Annotated in this window: 12 protein-coding genes; 6 read left to right on the forward strand and 6 right to left on the reverse strand. The window is 69.2% G+C overall.

The genetic code is table 11. From position 1 onward, the window contains the following. Window positions 1-56 precede the first annotated feature (56 nt). Window positions 57-2,726 (reverse strand): TIM-barrel domain-containing protein, encoded by a 2,670-nt coding sequence (locus OHS16_RS03340; RefSeq protein WP_328535633.1) that lies wholly within the window; start codon window positions 2,724-2,726, stop codon window positions 57-59. A gap of 292 nt (window positions 2,727-3,018) precedes the next feature. Here OHS16_RS03340 and OHS16_RS03345 point away from each other — a divergent pair, with 292 nt between their 5' ends. Further along, the gene (locus OHS16_RS03345) at window positions 3,019-4,251 is read left to right on the forward strand and encodes an ROK family protein (protein ID WP_328535634.1); all 1,233 of its coding nucleotides are present in this window, start codon (window positions 3,019-3,021) and stop codon (window positions 4,249-4,251) included. An 83-nt stretch (window positions 4,252-4,334) separates the two neighbouring features. Beyond that, the gene (locus OHS16_RS03350) at window positions 4,335-5,282 is read left to right on the forward strand and encodes a TauD/TfdA dioxygenase family protein (RefSeq protein WP_328535635.1); all 948 of its coding nucleotides are present in this window, start codon (window positions 4,335-4,337) and stop codon (window positions 5,280-5,282) included. 260 nt (window positions 5,283-5,542) lie between these two features. On the opposite strand, the gene OHS16_RS03355 is transcribed toward OHS16_RS03350, so the two are convergent. Continuing rightward, entirely contained in the window at window positions 5,543-6,595 is a 1,053-nt protein-coding gene (locus tag OHS16_RS03355) for a LacI family DNA-binding transcriptional regulator (protein WP_328535636.1), read from the reverse strand. 234 nt (window positions 6,596-6,829) lie between these two features. Next, a complete protein-coding gene (locus OHS16_RS03360; protein WP_328535637.1) occupies window positions 6,830-8,503 on the reverse strand; it encodes a glycoside hydrolase family 71 protein in 1,674 nt (557 codons plus the stop codon). Between the two features lie 520 nt (window positions 8,504-9,023). Between OHS16_RS03360 and OHS16_RS03365 the strand changes: the two genes are divergently transcribed. After that, window positions 9,024-10,448: a sugar transferase gene (locus OHS16_RS03365; protein WP_328535638.1), complete on the forward strand. Its 1,425-nt coding sequence runs from the start codon at window positions 9,024-9,026 to the stop codon at window positions 10,446-10,448. A gap of 72 nt (window positions 10,449-10,520) precedes the next feature. Here OHS16_RS03365 and OHS16_RS03370 read toward each other — a convergent pair whose 3' ends face one another. Continuing rightward, window positions 10,521-11,459: a GDP-L-fucose synthase family protein gene (locus tag OHS16_RS03370; RefSeq protein WP_328535639.1), complete on the reverse strand. Its 939-nt coding sequence runs from the start codon at window positions 11,457-11,459 to the stop codon at window positions 10,521-10,523. A gap of 125 nt (window positions 11,460-11,584) precedes the next feature. On the opposite strand from OHS16_RS03370, the gene gmd reads away from it, so the two are divergent. From gmd to OHS16_RS03385, 3 genes are all read left to right on the forward strand, one after another. Continuing rightward, window positions 11,585-12,598, forward strand: coding sequence for a GDP-mannose 4,6-dehydratase (gene gmd / locus OHS16_RS03375; protein ID WP_328535640.1), 1,014 nt, complete (start codon window positions 11,585-11,587; stop codon window positions 12,596-12,598). Between the two features lie 146 nt (window positions 12,599-12,744). Further along, complete coding sequence (locus OHS16_RS03380; RefSeq protein ID WP_328535641.1) at window positions 12,745-15,465, forward strand: LamG-like jellyroll fold domain-containing protein; 2,721 nt, start codon at window positions 12,745-12,747, stop codon at window positions 15,463-15,465. An 83-nt stretch (window positions 15,466-15,548) separates the two neighbouring features. After that, window positions 15,549-16,223: a hypothetical protein gene (locus tag OHS16_RS03385; RefSeq protein ID WP_328535642.1), complete on the forward strand. Its 675-nt coding sequence runs from the start codon at window positions 15,549-15,551 to the stop codon at window positions 16,221-16,223. On the opposite strand, the gene OHS16_RS03390 is transcribed toward OHS16_RS03385, so the two are convergent. Then, window positions 16,202-17,329 (reverse strand): glycosyltransferase, encoded by a 1,128-nt coding sequence (locus OHS16_RS03390; protein WP_328535643.1) that lies wholly within the window; start codon window positions 17,327-17,329, stop codon window positions 16,202-16,204. The two genes, OHS16_RS03385 and OHS16_RS03390, sit on opposite strands and share 22 nt — an antisense overlap. After that, entirely contained in the window at window positions 17,326-17,862 is a 537-nt protein-coding gene (locus OHS16_RS03395) for a WcaF family extracellular polysaccharide biosynthesis acetyltransferase (protein WP_328535644.1), read from the reverse strand. The genes OHS16_RS03390 and OHS16_RS03395 overlap by 4 nt, the downstream gene beginning before the upstream one ends. Window positions 17,863-17,942: the final 80 nt, after the last annotated feature.

The following is a 17,942-nucleotide window of genomic DNA, read 5'->3' on the forward strand; positions in this document are numbered from 1 at the left end:
GGCCGGTGCGACCGGCCGTGGGCGCCCGTTGACGGGCGTCCCACGGCCGGCGACCGCTACGGCCGCAGTTCGACCGAGAAGCCGTGACCGGTGGACCGGTCCGGCGTCCTGATCTTCGTGATTCCCGTTGCGGGGTCCGTGTACCAGCCGGAACCCGCGGCCGCGAACGCGGTGGCCGAAGTCAGCTTCCGCAGCCGGCTGCCGCCGATCACGACCTGTGCCGGTGCGTCCTCGGCGTGCACGGTGAGGAGGTACGAACGCGAGGCAGGCTTGCCCGCGTAACCGCCCACGCTCGCGCCGATCTCGATCCTGGTCGCCGCCCTGCCGTGCGAGAGCGCCCGGACCCGGACGTGCTGGGTGGCCGATGCGCCGTCCGCGAACTTCCGGGTCACCCCGTCGTCCTCGTACAGCGTGTAGTCCGTGGTGCCCTGCGGATAGATGTCGTAGTCCAGTTCACTCTTGTCCCGGGTCTCCCATGACGTGGTCCCCTTGGGCCACATCGGCACGATCGACCCGCCCCTGACGAACAGCGGAAGGGTGTCGAGCGGCGCCTTGTACCCGTTGACCGTGGTCGGGCCGTGGTAGGTCCGGCCCGACCAGTAGTCGGTCCAGGTGCCCTTGGGCAGGTAGATGCCGTTGCGGACGTCCGTGTCGCTGTAGACCGGCGCGACCAGGAAGTCCTTGCCCGACATGAACTCGTACTCGGCGTCCGGGCCCAGCGTCTTCGGATCGTCCGGGAATTCGAGCGACAGCGGCCGCACCGCTCCGACACCGGTTCTCGTCGCATCCTTCGACAGGGTGTACATGTACGGCAGCAGCCGCTCCTTGAGCTGAAGGTACTTGCGGTTGATCGAGGTGTAGGGCTCACCGTCGAGCCAGGGCTGCTGGTCGTGCGGCTTCTTGGTGGTGAGGTCACTCGCCCACCCGTCCATGGTCATAACGGCCGGCAGGAACGCCTTCCACTGGAGGTCACGCGCATACATCGCGGGGTCGTGGCCGTAGATCGATCCGATATCACCCGTGTTGTAGGCGATGCCCGACAGGGTCGCTCCGGCATAGGTGGGAATCTGCCACCGGATGTAGTCCCAGGACAGTTTCTGGTCACCGCTCCACAGCACGCCGCAGCGCTGGGCGCCGGCCCAGGAGACCGGCAGCCAGACGAAACCCCTGGCATCGCTGTTGTCCTCGATGCCGGCCTTGGCCTGGTCGCAGGCGTCGAGAGCCATGCCGTAGCCGCTGCCGACCCAGGCGACGTCCAGTTTGCGGACCCGGACCCCGGCCTTCGCCTCCTCCGCCTGGTTGGGCAAGCCGTCCTGGGTCCAGAGCCCGAGCTGCGCATGGCTCTCATTGAGACCCTTGCCGGTCCGCGGCAGATCCTCGTAGCCGCAGCCGTAACCGTCGTTGACCAGCATCCACCCGAGCGGCATCTGGTTCCCGGTGTAGCCCTCGGCGACCTTCAGGGCATCCAGGGTGTGACGTTCGCCCCGGTTGGCGTTGTGCAGATAGCAGTCGGAGTCGCCCGGCTCGAGACCGTAGACCGGCGGCATGAACGGCTTGCCGACCAGGGCGGTGTACTTGCCGATGACCGAGGTCGTGTCACCGGTGAAGTAGTAGGCGTCGAGACGCCGTTCCTGCTGTCCGGTGCGCACCGGCGAACCGAAGTCATAGGCGCCCGGAGTCATCGTGTTGCGGAAGACTCCGTACCCGGCCGACGAGATGTAGAACGGCTGGGAGTTGTTGTAGCCGCCCTCGTTCCAGTTGGTGTTGTTGCCGACGTTCATCACCTGGCCGCGGTGGGAGAAGCTGCCGTTCTGCTCGCCGCCGCCGAAGAACTGCTCCGTCGCGCCGCGCTTCAGGCTCTGGCGCATACCGCCCGCCGTCCAGCGCAGCGGATCGGCCTCCGCCCACACGACCGTGCGGTTGTCCGCTTTGTAGAGCGCGAATGTCAAAGGCTTCTTGTAGACGCGCAGCACCACTCCTGGTGAACGGATGCCCCAGTAGGAACCAGCGTCGAAGGCCGAGGTGTGCGGCTGGGCCTTCGGCCGGTGCCGGATCATATGGCTGCCCGGCGGATCGGCCAGGTCGCCGTCGGGGGACGCCTGCAGCCGCAGCGTCCCGTCGGTGAAGAACGAGGCGCGTGCCGTGAGGTCACCCGCCTCGATCCGGTAGACGCCGTGTGAGCCGCTGAATCCGGTGAGGCTGCCCGCGTCGGTCGGCTGGGGGAGGTACGCGGTACCGGTGAAGGAGTTGTCGTGGACGTCGTAGGGGACGACCACCACGCGGTAGGTCCCCGAAGCCCTGGGGATGACGGTGGCCTCGGGGTCCGCGGTGCCCGCGCTGGAGGCGACCTGCTTGCCGTCCCCGTCGTAGATGTACATGTCGAAGTCGTCGGTGGGTGTCTGCCACTGGATGGAGACGGGGACGCCGCCCTCCGGGTTGTCGTCCCACTGGCCGGCCGGCGGATTCACGGTCAGATCGAAGCGGGCACAGACGGCGTTGTCCGGGTCGGCGGCGGCCGTGCCGCACTTGTCCGGCGCGTCGACCGTGCCCTTGGCGTAGACGGGGCTCTGCCAGGTGACGCTTCGGGTGCCGGTGTCCAGAACCGCGGACGGTGGCGCCGCCGCGTGCGCCTGTGCTGCCGGAACGGTCAGGGTCGTGAGGGCGAGTACCAGCGCCGACACTGCGGCGGCCGCCGCCTGTCTGGGACGGTTTCCAAGGATCCGCAAAGGAGTGTTCTCCGTTCGTACCGAACAACAAAATGTGCGATGTCTGCGCAGACGTGCTTGGAACTCTGGAGTTTCAAGCAATACCATTCACTGTCCGGTACGTACATGTCAACGCATCGATGTGGCTCCGCTCGCTTCGCACACATGCCACACAGCTGTAACCCGCCCCCGTTGACCGAGGTTTGTCCGAACGGCCAGCATCGGTGCATGACTGCCGCTTCCTCTGTGCTCCGCTCCTGTTGTCAGGTCGCTCACTTTGCTGAACGCACCCCGACGACCACTGAGGAAGCCGATGTCTCCCGCCTTCGAACTCGCAGCCCCGCCCGCCCTCGTGGCACTGCCGGCCGCGCCGCACCCCCGGCACGGAGCACGTGACGGGGCATCGGCCCTGATGCGGGCCGTGCTGCACAGCGGGCCGACCGCCCGGACCGCCCTCTCGCGCACCACCGGACTCAGCCCGGCCGCGGTCTCCCGGCACATCGCGGAGCTGATCGGGCTCGGACTGCTGCGTGAGCTACCGACCCCGCCGGGCCCGCCAAGGGCCGGGCGCCCTCAGATCCCGGTCGCCGTGGATCCGGGCCATCACCTGGTCTGCGGGGCGCACATCGCCCTGCGCCACACCACCCTCGCCATGGTCGACTTGCGGGGGCGGGTCATCGGACAGCAACGCCTGCCGCACAGCGGGGACGCCCCCGGGGTGCTCGGACAGATCCTGCGCCGGCTGCCCGGATTCCTCGCCCGGACGGCACGCGGCCGTTCGGTCCTCGGCATCGGGGTGGCGACCGGTGGCTGGGTGGACAGCGACCAGGGTGTCGTCGTCGAGCACGCCGCGCTGGGCTGGCGCGACGTCGCCGTACGCGACACGCTCGCTGCCGGCACCAGGCTGCCGGTCCATGTCGACGGACATGCCCGCGCGCTCGCCCGGGCGGAACTGCTCTTCGGGGCCGGCGCCGGGCGCTCCGAACTGGTGCAGCTCTTCGCGGGCAACGTGGTCGACGCGGCGATAGCGACCGGCGGCACCGTGCTGCGCGGCCGCAGATCGGGCGCCGGGGACGTGGCTCATCTGCCGCTGGGTGACCCCGGCCTGCTGTGCGGATGCGGCCGCAGGGGCTGCCTCCAGGCAGCCGTGTCCGAACTCGCCGTCGCTGGGCGGGCGTTCGCCTCCGGCACCATTCCCGAGCCGCGCTTCTCGATGCTGGTCGAGCTGGCCGGTGAGGGGCACCGTGAAGCGCTGCGGATTCTCCGCGAACGGCTGCGCACCGTCGGGCGGGCAGCCGCGCTGCTTCTCGATGTCATCAACCCCGAGGTACTGGTCGTCGCGGACGGTACCGCGGCCCGGCTGCCGCAGCTGCTGCCGGATCTTTACGAGGAGACCGCCTCCCACTCCCATCACCTCGCCGACCCCGAACGCACGGTGGTCACCAGCAGTTTCGGCAATCAGGTGCTGGGCGTCGCCGCCGGCGCTTCGGTGCTCGACGCCGTCTACCGCAGGCCGATGGATCTGCGCACGGCACGCTCGGCCTGAGGCCCTCCTTCGGGAGCCGGGGGTTTCTTCCACCGCGTCGGCAATCATTGTCGGGGCCCGCGGTGCCTGCCGAGAATCGGGCCATGAACGCTATCGCCCGCCCCGCATCAGGCCACATCGGCGCCGACATCTCGGACGTGGACCTCTCCACTCCCCTGTCGGCCGACGACTTCGCCACCATCCAGTCGGCCCTGGACCGGTGGAAGGTCGTCTTCTTCCGCGGCCAGCAGCTCGACCACGCCGGTCAGATCGCCTTCGCCCGGCAGTTCGGCGATCTGACCTACGCCCATCCGCACGACGACGCTCCGCCCGCGGACCATCCGGAGATCTTCACCATCGATCCGAGGCGCTACGAGGAGCGCTACGGCAAGGGCTTCAAGGAAGCCGTACAGAAGCGGCAGTACAGCTACTTCTCCGGCTGGCACACCGACGTGACGGCAGCGGTCAACCCGCCCGCGGGTTCCATTCTGCGCGCCGAGACCGTGCCCGAGTTCGGAGGCGACACCACGTGGACCAACCTGGTGGCGGCCTATGAAGGGCTCTCACCGCAGGTGCGTGCCTTCGTCGACAACCTGCGCGCCGAGCACCGGTACGGCGGCTCCGAGAAGCCGGCGGGCGACAGCGAGTACGCCCGGCGGGTCAACGCCAACCTGCTGGTCGCCATCCATCCCGTGGTCCGTGTCCATCCCCGCACCGGTGAGCGCGGCCTCTTCGTCAATCCGGGGTTCACCAGCCACATCGTGGACGTCTCACCGCGCGAGAGCCGCGCGATCCTCAATCTGCTGTACGAGGAGCTGACCCGCCCCGAGTACACGGTCCGATTCCGCTGGGAGCCGGGCAGCGTGGCGTTCTGGGACAACCGCGCCACCTCCCACCTCGCCCCGCGGGACATCGAACACCTCGATGTGGAGCGCAGGCTGCACCGGGTCACGCTGATCGGGGAGACTCCGGTCGGACCCGACGGCACCGAGTCGGAACTGGTCGCGGGCAAGCCCTTCACCGCCGACCACCGGGTCGTCGTCGACGCCTGAGGCCTCACGGAAACACCACTGCCGTCGCCCTGACGACGAAGGTCCCCTCGTTGAAGACGACTTGATCGAACGAGGGGGCCTTCTCACGTCCGACATCACCGGCGCCACGTCCGGGTGCCGCCCGGGCTCGGCGCCCGCTGCCCGGGCCCGCCGTCACGACAGTGGCGAGCGGGTCCTCGGCGGTACGGGACGGAACTCCTGCTCTTGCTCGCGGCCACCCCGCTCCTGCGGGCCAGCAACGGCTGTACAGGCGGCGGCTGTCAGGCAGACCCCCGGACAACCAGTGTGGGAGGGAAGACCACCGACCGGAGGGGGCGGCCCGGCTCATTGATCTGCCGGAGCAGCAGCCTGGCCATCTCCCCGGACATCTCCTCGACCGGCTGGCGCACCGTGGACAACGGTGGATCGCAGGCGAGCGCAGCCACACTGTCGTCGAAGCCCACCACCGCCACGTCCTGCGGGAGCCGCTTGCCCGCCCGGGACAGCACCGGCAGCGCCCCCAGCGCCATCAGGTCGGACGCGATGAACAGCCCGTCCAGATCGGGCTGTTCGGCGAGCAGCTGTTTCATGGCCGCGGCGCCGCCGGTATGGGTGAAGTCGCCCTCGGCCCAGGCAGGAGCGGCAAGCCCATGGGCCGCCAGCGCCGCGCGGAAACCCTCAAGGCGTTCCTGGGCGGCCGGCATGTCCTGCGGTCCGGCCACCGTCCCGATCCGCCGCCGGCCCAGCGCGACCAGATGGTCGGCGGCGAGCCTCGCGCCCGCGCGCTGGTCCGCCTCCACAGAGCAGAGCTCCGTCGAATGGCCTGGTCTCCCGGCCAGTACGGCGGGCAGCCGCGCCTCGGTGAACAGCCTGGGCAGCGGATCGGCCGCGTGCGACGAGATCAGCACCACACCGTCGACATGTCCCTGACGCAGGTATCCCAGCAACTGCCCGCGGGAATCCTCGTCGTCCGCCAGCATCAGCACCATCTGCACTCCGGCCGGGCGCAGGACCTGCAGGAGCCCGCTGACCACTCTGCCGAAATACGGGTCGGAGAACATCCGCCCTATGAACGGCTCGGCGACGGTCCGCCGCTCCTTCTCCGACACCACCAGGGCGATGGAGCCGGTCCGCCGGGTGACCAGCGACCGCGCCGCCCGGTTGGGCACATAGTGAATGGCGGCGACGGCCTCTTCGACGATTCCGCGGAGCGCCGAATCCACCGTGGGTGTTCCGTTGATCACCCGGGAGACGGTGGCGCGCGAGACTCCCGCTACCCGGGCCACGTCCTCGAGAGTCGCGGGACGACTCGGCAGCGGTACATCGGCAGTCATGGATTCTTTATACCGGCGGGCACCGGGTCCCCAGAAGAGCGTCATCCGAGAGCGTTCTTCTCCACCCGGCAGGCCGCCGTTCCGGGCGCCGGGGTAACGGTGCGCTTGCGGCCCACGAGCGCTGCTGGACAACGGAGTCCGGCCGACCACGAAACCACCCTCGTCACCGGCGGCACCGGATCACCCGTATCCGGCGCCTCCCGCCATGTTGTCCGCCGCTGCCCGGCACTCGAGTCACGGTGCGCCGGGACGACCGCTCGTTGCCGCGTAGTACTGGAGATCCTGTACGTCCACCCGGCTCTCCGCCGGGTGCCGAGCGGCGACCTCGGCGACCTGCCGTCCGTCCCGGCGCACCACCGCCGAACTCCACCCCGTGTGCAGCGGAACAAGAGTGGGCCGGACTCCGGCGGGCACCGGATGGCTCTGCCGGTCGGTGCCCACCACCGTGTCGAGAGTCGCCGGCGCGGTCAGGAACGTGAGCGCCTCGACCGCGTCCCGCGGGGGTGCGGTGCCGTCACGCGGGCTCATCAGCAGCTTCTCGGCACCGGGCGAGGGTGTCGTCGCGGAGAACTGGACCCTGGATGTCAGATACACGGTGTCGCGGACGATCCGCGGCCACTTCCCCGTCTTGAATCGGCTCAGATAATAGGAGGCCAGATCGAGGTAGGCGTGCCCGTTGTGCGCGGAAGGCGCGAACTGGCTGCCCTCGGAGTAGTCGTTCCAGGTGGTGAGCTGCACCCAGTCGGCTCCGTCGTCGATCGCATGGCCCCACGTCGTGCGCAGGGTCGCGGTGTTGCCGGCCTCGTCGTAGACCCCCTGGTTGGGGCGGGTGTCCTGGACCGAGACCGGCTGCATCCAGGCCTTGCCGAGCCGGTGGGCGAGAGCGGTGTCCGCCGTCGCGCCGGCCTGCCCGGTGTAGCTCCGGTTTCCCCACTCGGAGAAGCCGTAGCTGATCGGCGCGAACCGCTCGGCGTTGGCCGGGAAGTTCAGGAACAACGGGACGAGAGCCGTGCCGATGCGGTACCGCTGTGCGAGCCGTGTGGTCATCTGCGACCACCAGCCCGGATCGTGGGCCTCGGCCTTGAACGGCGAGACCACCAGCCGGCCGTCGGCGAGACGGTGGGCGGACGGCGATTTCGCCAGTCCCGCCAGGGCGTCCGCCAGGGTAGAGGGGTCGGTGTGGAGCGATGTCATGTCCGGCATCAGCATGATCCGGAAACCGGGATCCTCCGAGGCCGCCGCCTTGAGCAGCAGGTTGACCCGGTCCCAGTTGGGCCCGGAGAGGGAGAGGATGTCGACACTGAATCCGTCGATTCCGGCGTCCCGGGCCGTCCTGACCTCCCTGCGGAGGTTGGCGAGCTGCCAGTCACCGCCCTGCGGCTCCACGGGCAGCGGACGGTCGCGGAGGAGGCCGCCGTATCTCGCGTGCTTGCCGTTCTCACCCTGCGCCGTCAGGTAGTTGCGGCTGTAGTAGTCCTGACCGGCCGGCTGGTTGTCCAGCGACAGCGGGTACGGCGTGAAGTAGTGACTGAACACCAGGTGCTTACTGGTGCGCAGCACGGCCGCGGTGGGCAGGTCGAAAGGCAGCGCCTGATTCGTCCCGAGCCGGGGCTGTGGTGCCGTCTTTCCGGCCCGGGGCGCGCCGCGCGGTGAAGGAACAGCGGTGGGCGCGGCCTGGGTCGGTTCCCCGGCAGAGGGGCCGGGCGTGCGCGGCTCGGCAGACCACGGCGCGTTTCCGGCAGCGGCCGACGGGGACTTCTTGCCGCCGCCCATCGGCGACCAGGCCATACCGCTTCCGGCCAGCAGGCCGATGAGCAGCAGCCCCAGCGCGAGACCGGGCAGCACCAGCCGGCGTGTGCCCGCCCTGGGGCGTCGGTGCGTCAGAGGTCCTACCGGCGCATCCGCCATCGTCGTTCCTTCCGGGACAGCCGCCCGCGTTGCGGAGTTTGGGCAGTAGTAGAGCCGAATCGCGGCCCCAGGACAACAGGCCTCCGCCGCCGGCCGGGGCTACGGACCCCCGCACCGGCACGGCGGCCCACGGGCGGCCCGTGTGATGACCTGCGACGTACACCGTGAGGCTGTCCTTCCGCATCACGTCCCACAAAGTGCGGGCTTCGGGCCGGGACATGAGGTCAGCCGGCCGGCCCAGGCCGCCCGGATACGTGCGCATGAGCGATCATACGACCGAATTACACGGGATCGCCACGAGCCCGACACCGTGCCTCCAGATGAACCAGGCGCCAATCGGTCACAACGTTTACGTAAACGGCATTGTGCGGCCTTGAGTTTGTCGTACTGTTCCCTGTTGCGACGCTTGTTCGTCGATCGGGGAATCGACTTACGGGACGAAGCCAGTCAACACGTGCCGGGGGGGTACATGTGGCATGTCCGCACGCCTGAAACAGGTGCGTCCGGGGTCCGCACCAGCATGGGTGCAGTCCAGCACGGGATGCACCTCAAAGCGCGTTGGTATCTGCCGACCGCTCTACTCGTCGATGTCACGGGCACCGCGCTGCCGGTGGCACTGTTCTTCCGGTCCGCGGGGCAGCCGTACGCCCTGCGGTCCGCCGCCGTCGCCGCTGCCGCCTGGCTCGGCGTCCAGACCTTCAGGCACCGGTACGCGGGGCGGCTCATGGGCGAGTCCCGGGGTGCGCTGCCGGTCCTGCACGACTGGCTGATCCTGCTGGGTGTGCTGGCGGTGGTCCGCGCGGCCGCCGACCTGCGCCACGGGCCGCTGCTCTGCCTCGCGGCCCTGCTGCCTTCCCTGCTGCTCACCCTGGTGTGCCGCAAACTGACCTACCGCCATCTCGCGTCGGCACGCCGAAAGGCGCAGGTGGTGAGCCGGGTGCTGGTGGTCGGCGAGCCCTCGGCGGCAGACGACGTGGCCGAGCATCTGGCAGGCCGCACGGACCACCCGTACGTCGTGGTCGGCATCATCGCGATCGGCGGGGGCGAGATCACCAGCGGCTCGCGGCTGGCCGGCCGGATAGACTTCCACCCACCGGCCGACACCGGCGCGGATACTGGCCCCCTGCTGGCCGCAGCGCTGGAGCTGCAGGCGCACGTCGTGCTGGTCGCTCCCGGGGCGACCATGTCGGGAGAGAGGCTGCGGCGACTGTCCTGGGCCCTGCACGACGCGGGCGTGGAACTGGCTCTGGCCCCCGGCCTGGTGGAGATATCCGTCAAGCGTCTCGAACCGACTTCGGCTGCGGGCATGGCCTTGCTGCGGATCGTGCCACCGGTACGCCGTGGGGTGCAGCCGCTGCTCAAGTCCGTCATGGACAGGGCGGGCGCCGCGCTGGGGATCGTTGTGCTCTCACCGGTCTTCCTGGTGATCGCGCTCGCGGTCGGCCTCGGTTCAGCGGGTCCTGTCTTCTACCGGCAGGAGCGCATCGGCCAGTCGGGCACACCGTTCGTCATGTGGAAGTTCCGCACGATGTATCTGAACGCGGACGCGCGCAAGGCCGAACTGGCCGCCGTGAACGAGATCGACGGCCCGATGTTCAAGATGCGCCGCGACCCGCGGGTGACACGGGTCGGCCGGCTGCTGCGCCGGGCGTCCCTGGACGAGTTCCCCCAGCTGATCAATGTGCTGCGAGGTGACATGTCCCTGGTGGGGCCTCGGCCACCGCTGCCCGAGGAAGTGGCTCTCTACAACGAGGTGGAGGCCCGGAGGCTGGCGGTGCGGCCCGGTATGACCGGGCTGTGGCAGATCAGCGGACGCTCGGACCTCTCCTGGGACGAAACGATTCAGCTTGACCTTCAGTACGTCGACAACTGGTCGTTCACCAGCGATGTCGACGTCATGGCCCGTACGCTCCGCGCCGTCGTCGACGGTCGCGGTGCGTACTGAGGAGACCGGTCGATGAGGCCGGTCACAGCCTGCGGCCCGGGATCCCGGCGCACGGGATCCCGGCGCGGCGGATCAGGCGCGCCGCCACGCCTCGTACGTGGCGGCGATGCCTTCGCGCAGCGGGATGCCGGGCTTCCAGCCGAGCGAGCTCAGCCGTGTCACATCGAGCAGCTTGCGCGGGGTGCCGTCGGGCTTGGACGTGTCCCAGCCGATCCGCCCGGCGAAACCGGTCACTTCGGCGACGGTCTCGGCGAGTTCGCGGATGGTGAGATCCGTGCCGCAGCCGACGTTGACCGGTTCATCACCGTCGTACGAGCGCAGCAGCAGGGCGCAGGCGGCGGCGAGGTCGTCGACGTGGAGGAATTCCCGCCGCGGAGATCCCGAACCCCAGAGCGTCACCTCGTCCCGGCCCTCCTCGCGCGCCTCGTGGAAGCGGCGGATCAGCGCGGGCAGCACGTGCGAGGTCTCCAGGTCGAAGTTGTCGCCGGGCCCGTAGAGGTTCGTCGGCATCGCGGAGATGTACGAGGCCCCGTACTGCTGCCGGTAGGACTGGATCTGAACGATTCCGGCGATCTTCGCGAGGGCGTAGGCCTGGTTGGTGGGCTCGAGGGGGCCCGTGAGCAGGGCATCCTCACTGATCGGCTGCGGTGCGAGCTTGGGATAGATGCAGGAGGACCCGAGGAACAGCAGCCGGCCGGTACCCGCCTGGTGCGCGCCGGCGATCACGCTCAGCTGGATCTGCAGGTTCTCCTCGATGAACTGGACCGGCGATGTGCTGTTCGCCATGATGCCGCCGACCTTGGCAGCAGCCAGCACCACCGCGTCGGGCCGGGTGTTCCGAAGGTAGTCCGCAGTCCGCGCGGCGTCGCGGAGATCCAGCTCGGTGCGGGTGCGGGTGAGCACCTCATGGCCGTCGGCGGTGAGCCTGCGGGCCACGGCGGAGCCGACCAGACCACGGTGTCCGGCGACGAATATGCGGGCGCCTTCAGGCAGGAGCAGCGATTCAGTCATAGGCCGGATCATGCCAGGACGAAGCCCGTCAGCGTGCACAAGATCCTTACTTCTTTCTCAAATCACAACATAACCATGGGGGACGGACCGGCGCTGAGCCGGTCTGCAAGGGAGGGGCATTTCGTATGAGCAAGTCCGCACTGATCACCGGGGTCACCGGGCAGGACGGTTCCTATCTGGCGGAGCTGCTGCTGTCCAAGGGCTACACGGTCCATGGGCTCGTCAGGAGGTCGTCCAGCTTCAACACCGAGCGGATCGACCACATCTACCAGGACCCCCAGCAGTCGAACCGGTCCTTCGTACTGCATCACGCGGATCTGTCCGACGGGGTGGCGCTGGTGAACCTGATGCGCGACATCAGGCCTGACGAGGTGTACAACCTGGGCGCCCAGTCCCATGTCAGGGTCTCCTTCGACGCGCCGCTGTACACCGGCGATGTCACCGGACTCGGCGCCCTGCGGCTGCTCGAGGCGATCCGCGCCAGCGGCATCGAGACCAGGTACTACCAGGCCTCGTCCTCCGAGATGTTCGGATCGACGCCTCCCCCGCAGAACGAGGAGACCCCGTTCCACCCCCGCAGCCCCTACGGCGCTGCCAAGGTCTTCGGCTACTGGACCACGGTCAACTACCGCGAGGCGTACGACATGTTCGCCGTCAACGGGATCCTCTTCAACCATGAGTCGCCGCGCCGCGGTGAGACCTTCGTGACCCGCAAGGTGACCCGCGCGGTCGCCCGTATCAAGGCGGGGCTCCAGGACCGCCTCTACATGGGCAACCTGGACGCCGTACGCGACTGGGGCTATGCCCCGGAGTACGTGGACGCGATGTGGCGGATGCTCCAGCACGACGAGCCGACGGATTACGTGGTGGCGACCGGGGTCGCGGCGACCGTGCGCGAGTTCGTCGAGACCGCCTTCGCGCACGCCGGCCTGGACTGGAACGAGTACGTCAGGTACGACCCGAAGTACGAGCGTCCCAGCGAGGTCGACGCGCTGATCGGGGACCCGGGCAAGGCCCAGCGACTGCTCGGCTGGAAACCGGAGGTGCTGGTGGAGGAGCTGGCCCGGATCATGGTGGACGCCGATCTGCGCCAGGTCGAGGACCAGTTGGCCGGTGCCACGGTGCGTATCGACCGCTGAACCGCGGACCGCTCAGGTCACGGTTGGTACCGGATTGGTCAAGTGTGGTTGATGAAGTGTCCTTCAGCCACAAGGTGCGCGAATATACATGTCAGTTGGGCCACATCAGGCCATATATCTGGGCTTCATGCCTGGGGGGTATGTACATGGGAAGATCCCGGGGGCTTTCGGCTGCCCTCATCCTGAGCGTCATTGCCGGCATGGGGGTGACCGTCGCACCACAGGCCGCGGCGGTGACACCTCCGGTGGCGTTCACCGCGGACGATCTGCCGACCTGGCAGACCAACGGCATCGTCTGGGCACTGGCGGAGGCACAGGGGACTGTCTTCGTCGGTGGCACTTTCTCGCAGGTCAGGCCTCCGGAAGGGGCCAGTGGCACACCGCAGGGTGCCGTCAACTTCGCCGCGATGAACGCCGCGACGGGCGCGCCCACCTCCTGCAACCTGTCGTTCACGATCGGCAGTGGCACGGCGACGGTCCGCTCACTCGTCGTCTCGCCCGACAAGAAGACGCTGTACGCGGGCGGCTACTTCGGCGCCGTCAACGGCGTGCAGGTCAGCAGCCTCGCGGCGATCGACATCGCGACGTGCACACCGAAGGCCGACTTCCACCCGAGCTTCAGCGCGACCGTGCGGGCGCTCGCCGTCACCGATGACACGGTGTACGCGGGCGGGGACTTCACCACCGTCGAGGGCGCTGCCCGTCAGCGCTACGCGGCGGTGAACAGCAGCACAGGGGCGCTGCGGCCGTTCACCGCGGACGTGGACCTGCCGGGGCGGGCCGTTGCGGTCACACCCGACGGGAAGGACGTCGTGCTCGGCGGTGACTTCTTCACCGTCAACGGGGCGAACTCGCACGCTCTCGCCGTGGTGGACGCCACCACGGGCGCGAACGTCAAGACGTACCCGAACTTCATCGAGACCAACTCGGTGGTCAAGACGATCGGCACCGACGCCACCGGCTTCTACACCGGCAACGAGGGCACAGGCGGTGGTGTCTTCGACGGGCGCATCGCGCTGAACCTCAGCGACCTGGGCCAGCGCTGGCGCGACACCTGCCTGGGCGCGACCCAGGCGGTGCTCTCCTACGAGAGCGTCCTCTACAGCGCGTCGCACGCCCATGACTGTTCCAGTGTGGGTGAGTTCCCCGACGGCAAGCGCAACCATCTGCTCGCCCAGCCCACGACCAGTGTGGGCAAACTCGGCTGGTTCCCGAACACCAATGACGGCCTGGGTGAGGGCATCGGTCCGCGCGCCCTGGCCATCTCGGACACCGGCTCGTCCAAGTACCTGTGGGTCGGCGGCGAGTTCACCACCGTCAACGCCGCTCCCGCACAGGGGCTGACCCGTTTCGCATCCGGGCCCGACACGGGTGTCCCCGGTGTGCCGCAGGCCAGCGCGTCCAGCATCAAGCCCGGCGCAGTTCAGGTGCGCTGGCGCTCGAGCACCGACCTGGACGACAGCAAGCTGACCTACAAGGTCTACCGCAACGGCTCGTCGACCCCGATCCAGACCGTGGACGGCGAATCGCTGTGGTGGTCCAGGCCGCAGATGTCCTTCACCGACACCAGCGTCACCGCGGGCCAGACGTACAGCTACCGGGTGACGGCGACCGACGCGGCAGGCAACGCAAGTGGTCTCTCGCCCACGACGACGGTGACCGTGCCGTCCTCCCCTGAGGCCTATCCCAGCGCCGTGCTGGATGACGGCGCCACCCAGTACTGGCGCTACGACGAGTCCACCAGCCCCTTCACCGGTGACTCGTCTTCGGCCGACAACAGCGGCGTCCAGCTCAACGACCCGTCGCTGAGGCAGACCCCGGCCGCCGTCAACGGACCCAGCACCGCTATCGGCTTCGACGGCAGCGACCAGGTGGTGTACAGCGACCGCAGGTCCACGGTGACCGGTGCGTACTCCGTGGAGACATGGTTCAAGACGACAACCACCCGGGGTGGCAAGCTCGTCGGCTTCGGCAACAACACCACCTCCACCAGCGGCAACTACGACAAGCACATCTACATGACGAACGCCGGCAAACTGGTCTTCGGTGTGTACCCCGGCTCCGCGAGGACCATCTCCACATCGGGTTCCTACAACGACGGCGGCTGGCACCATGTGGTCGCCACCCAGGACTCGTCCGGCATCAAGCTCTACGTCGACGGGGCGCTGAAGGACTCGGACAACGTGACGGGCAACCAGGCGTACACCGGTTACTGGCGGGTCGGCGGTGACCAGCTGAACGGCTGGCCCCAGCAGCCCACCAGCAACTTCTTCGCCGGGCAGATCGACGACACGGCGATCTACCCGTCGGCGCTCACCTCGCAGCAGGTGACACACCACTACCAGCTGGCGAGCGCCCCCGCGGACACCGTCAGCTCGGTGCCGGCGACCGACGACAGCTACGTCAACGCGGGCGCGCCGAGCACCAACTACGGCACGTCGAGTTCGCTCGCCGTGCGCGGTACCTCGGCGTACGCCTCCTATCTCGGCTTCACCCTCCCGTCGGCCCCGGCCGGCACGGTGCTGAAGAGTGCCAGGCTCTCGGTGAAGACCTCGACCCAGTCCGGCGCCGGATCCACGGACAGCCAGTCCGTCGTCCCGGTCACCGGGGCCTGGACCGAAGGGGCGCTGACCTACAACAACCGGCCGGCGCTCGGTTCGGGCACGCTCGGCACGCTGAGCGGTGCCACGGACGGCTCGACCGTCTACTCGGCATCGCTCGACACCGCGGCGCTCTCGTCCGCACTGGGCGGTTCCTACAGCCTGGCGCTCACGAGTACGGGCACGGACCCGCTGTGGCTGTGGTCGAGCGAGGCCACAGCCAACGAGGGCACACCGCAGCTCGTGCTGACCTTCGGCGCTCCGTAGCCGCACTGGTGACAACAACGCAATGACAGCGTGCGGGGTCCGGTTCGCCGGGCCCCGCACGCCCGTACCACAGGAGCCACAACATGCGTCCACTTCACCGGCGTCCGGCGGCTGCCGCGGCCGTACTGGCCGCCCTCATCGCCGTCTCCGCCTGCAGCAGCTCGTCGGGCTCGTCGCACGACAACGCGGCGGGCGCCTCGCACAGCCCCGCTCCGACCCGGAGCATCCCGGACCCGGAGACCGAGACGGGCCCCGACCCTTCGCCGTCCAAGGGACCGGTTCTTCCCGATGCCCGGCTCACCCCGGCCACCGGCTCCTTCAGCAAGAAGGACAAGGCGTACCTGAGCGGCCGGGTGCCCAAGAACATGGACCCCGCCGCCGTGCTGCAGACCGGGCAGGAGACGTGCCAGCGCGTGGCCCGTACCGCGGAGCACGACAAGGACGCCGCGGTGGGGGCGGTGATCGCGGGTGACATCCCCGACGCGAAGGCCGCCATCACCCTTCTCTGCCCGGCCCAGAAGCCGGTGCTCAAGGCCGCCGAGGCGGGCTTCCCCGACGGCACCCGGAAAGAGCCGGCCGCGGGTACCTACCGCGCGCTGACCGACAGCGCCGACTGCACCTGGCGGGCCACCGGCGTGGGCGGGAAGGTGCTCGCCTCCGGGCCCTCGAGCGGAGCCAAGGGCCCGTTCAGCGCCAAAGTCCCGGCAGGCACCGAGAAGTTCACCTCGTCCGGCTGTTACGCCTGGGTGCCCGCGTAGGACCGGCCGTACACACCGAGCAGTGTGTCGAGCACCGCATCCATCGAGAACGCCTCCGCGGCCAGCCTCCGGGCCGACGCGGAGGCTTTCTCGCCGGCCGACGGATCCAGCAGCTCCCGCACGGCGGGAGCGATCCCGGCCGCATCGGCGACCACCCGTCCCGCACCCGAGGCCGCGATGTCCCGCGCGAGCCCGTTGGATTGCGTGACCACGGCCGGCGTCCCGACCGACAGAGCCTCGAGAACGGACATCGGGAAGGGCTCGTCGACCGACGGCAGCACATAGACGTGGGCCCGCCGCAGCTCGGCGAGCATCTCGTCACCGGAGAGGGAACCGGGGCAGTGCACACGCTCCCCCATCCCGAGTTCCGCGATCAGCGCCTGTACCGGGGCGAGTTCCCCCTCATCGGGGCCTGCCACGACGAATTCGGCTTCCGGGTGGTGACGGAGGATCTCCGGCACAGCGGCCACGAAGTCCCGCGGCCGCTTGCGGGCCTGGAGCCGGGCAGCGTAGAGGATCCGTGGCGCGCCCGTGGGAACGGGGCGCGCCTCCTGCGCGGGTACACCGTTGACCAGTCGTGTCGTGCTGTCCAGCGCGGGCGGGCCGGTGACCGCCTCGAGACCCCTGCGTTCGTGTTCGGTCAGATACAGCACCGCCGATGCGCGGCGGAGCAGCCGGCGGACGGCGAGCGCGTCCAGGGCCTTCGCCAGCGGCCGTTCGCTGGGGTCGACCATGCCGTGGGTCTGCAGTACCAGTGGTCTGCCGGCCCGCAGCGCCGCGAGGGCGACCGGCAGGGTCACCAGATCGCGGGCCAGGTGCACGTGGACGATGTCGGCCTCGCGGACGAGACGGCCGGCAGCGGCGATCAGCGCGGGCGACGTGATGCCGCTGAAGCCCAACGGCAGGAATCTGCGGGCCTGGAAGAGCCGGGTGGGCACCCCATCGACCTCGGTGGGCAGCGGCCCGTCGAAGCCGTCGCCGAGTGCGATCAGCCGGGCGTCGTGTCCACGGGTCCTGAGCCCCCGGGAGAGATTGAGCGCCACCCGCACAGGACCGCCGAAGGCATGGGTCGGGCTGTGCAGGGTGACGGCGTGCAGGACTCTCATACGGGCTCCTCCACCGGCCGCCGGCCGTCAGCGGTCTGCAGGGTGAGGTCCGGGAGATCCCGGTGGACCACGGTGCCCGCGCCCGCGACAGCGTGCCTGCCGATGGTGACACCTGCCAGCACGGTGGCCCGGGTGGCGACCCAGGCGCCGTCCCCGACCACGATCGGGGCATTCCGGTAACGGAAGTCGGCGGCGCGATGATCATGGCTGCCGGTGCACAGCAACGCCTCCTGGGAGACGCAGACATGTGCGCCGATGGTGATGGGCTCGAGATTGAGCAGCCAGGCGCCCTCACCGATCCAGCTGTGATCGCCGATCGTCAGCTTCCAGGGCCACAGCACCCGCACCCGGTGCCGGATCAGTACGCCTTCGCCGATCGTCGCACCGAAGGCCCGCAGCAGGGCGACCCGCAGCGCCGCGGGGCAGAACCACGCCATGAAGACGGTGTTCAGCACGGCGAACCACAGGGCCTGCACCAGCTTGCCGCGGCCCTTTTCGTATCCGGCCAGCGTGAAGGCCGGGAGATTCCGCATCAATTCACCCCCACCGGCGTCTCCCCAGACGCCTGGGCCTCAGCCTAGTGGGTGACGCCGAGTGGCAGAGCGCCGTCGGT

This window comes from Streptomyces sp. NBC_00344, assembly GCF_036088315.1.
Classification (GTDB): domain Bacteria; phylum Actinomycetota; class Actinomycetes; order Streptomycetales; family Streptomycetaceae; genus Streptomyces.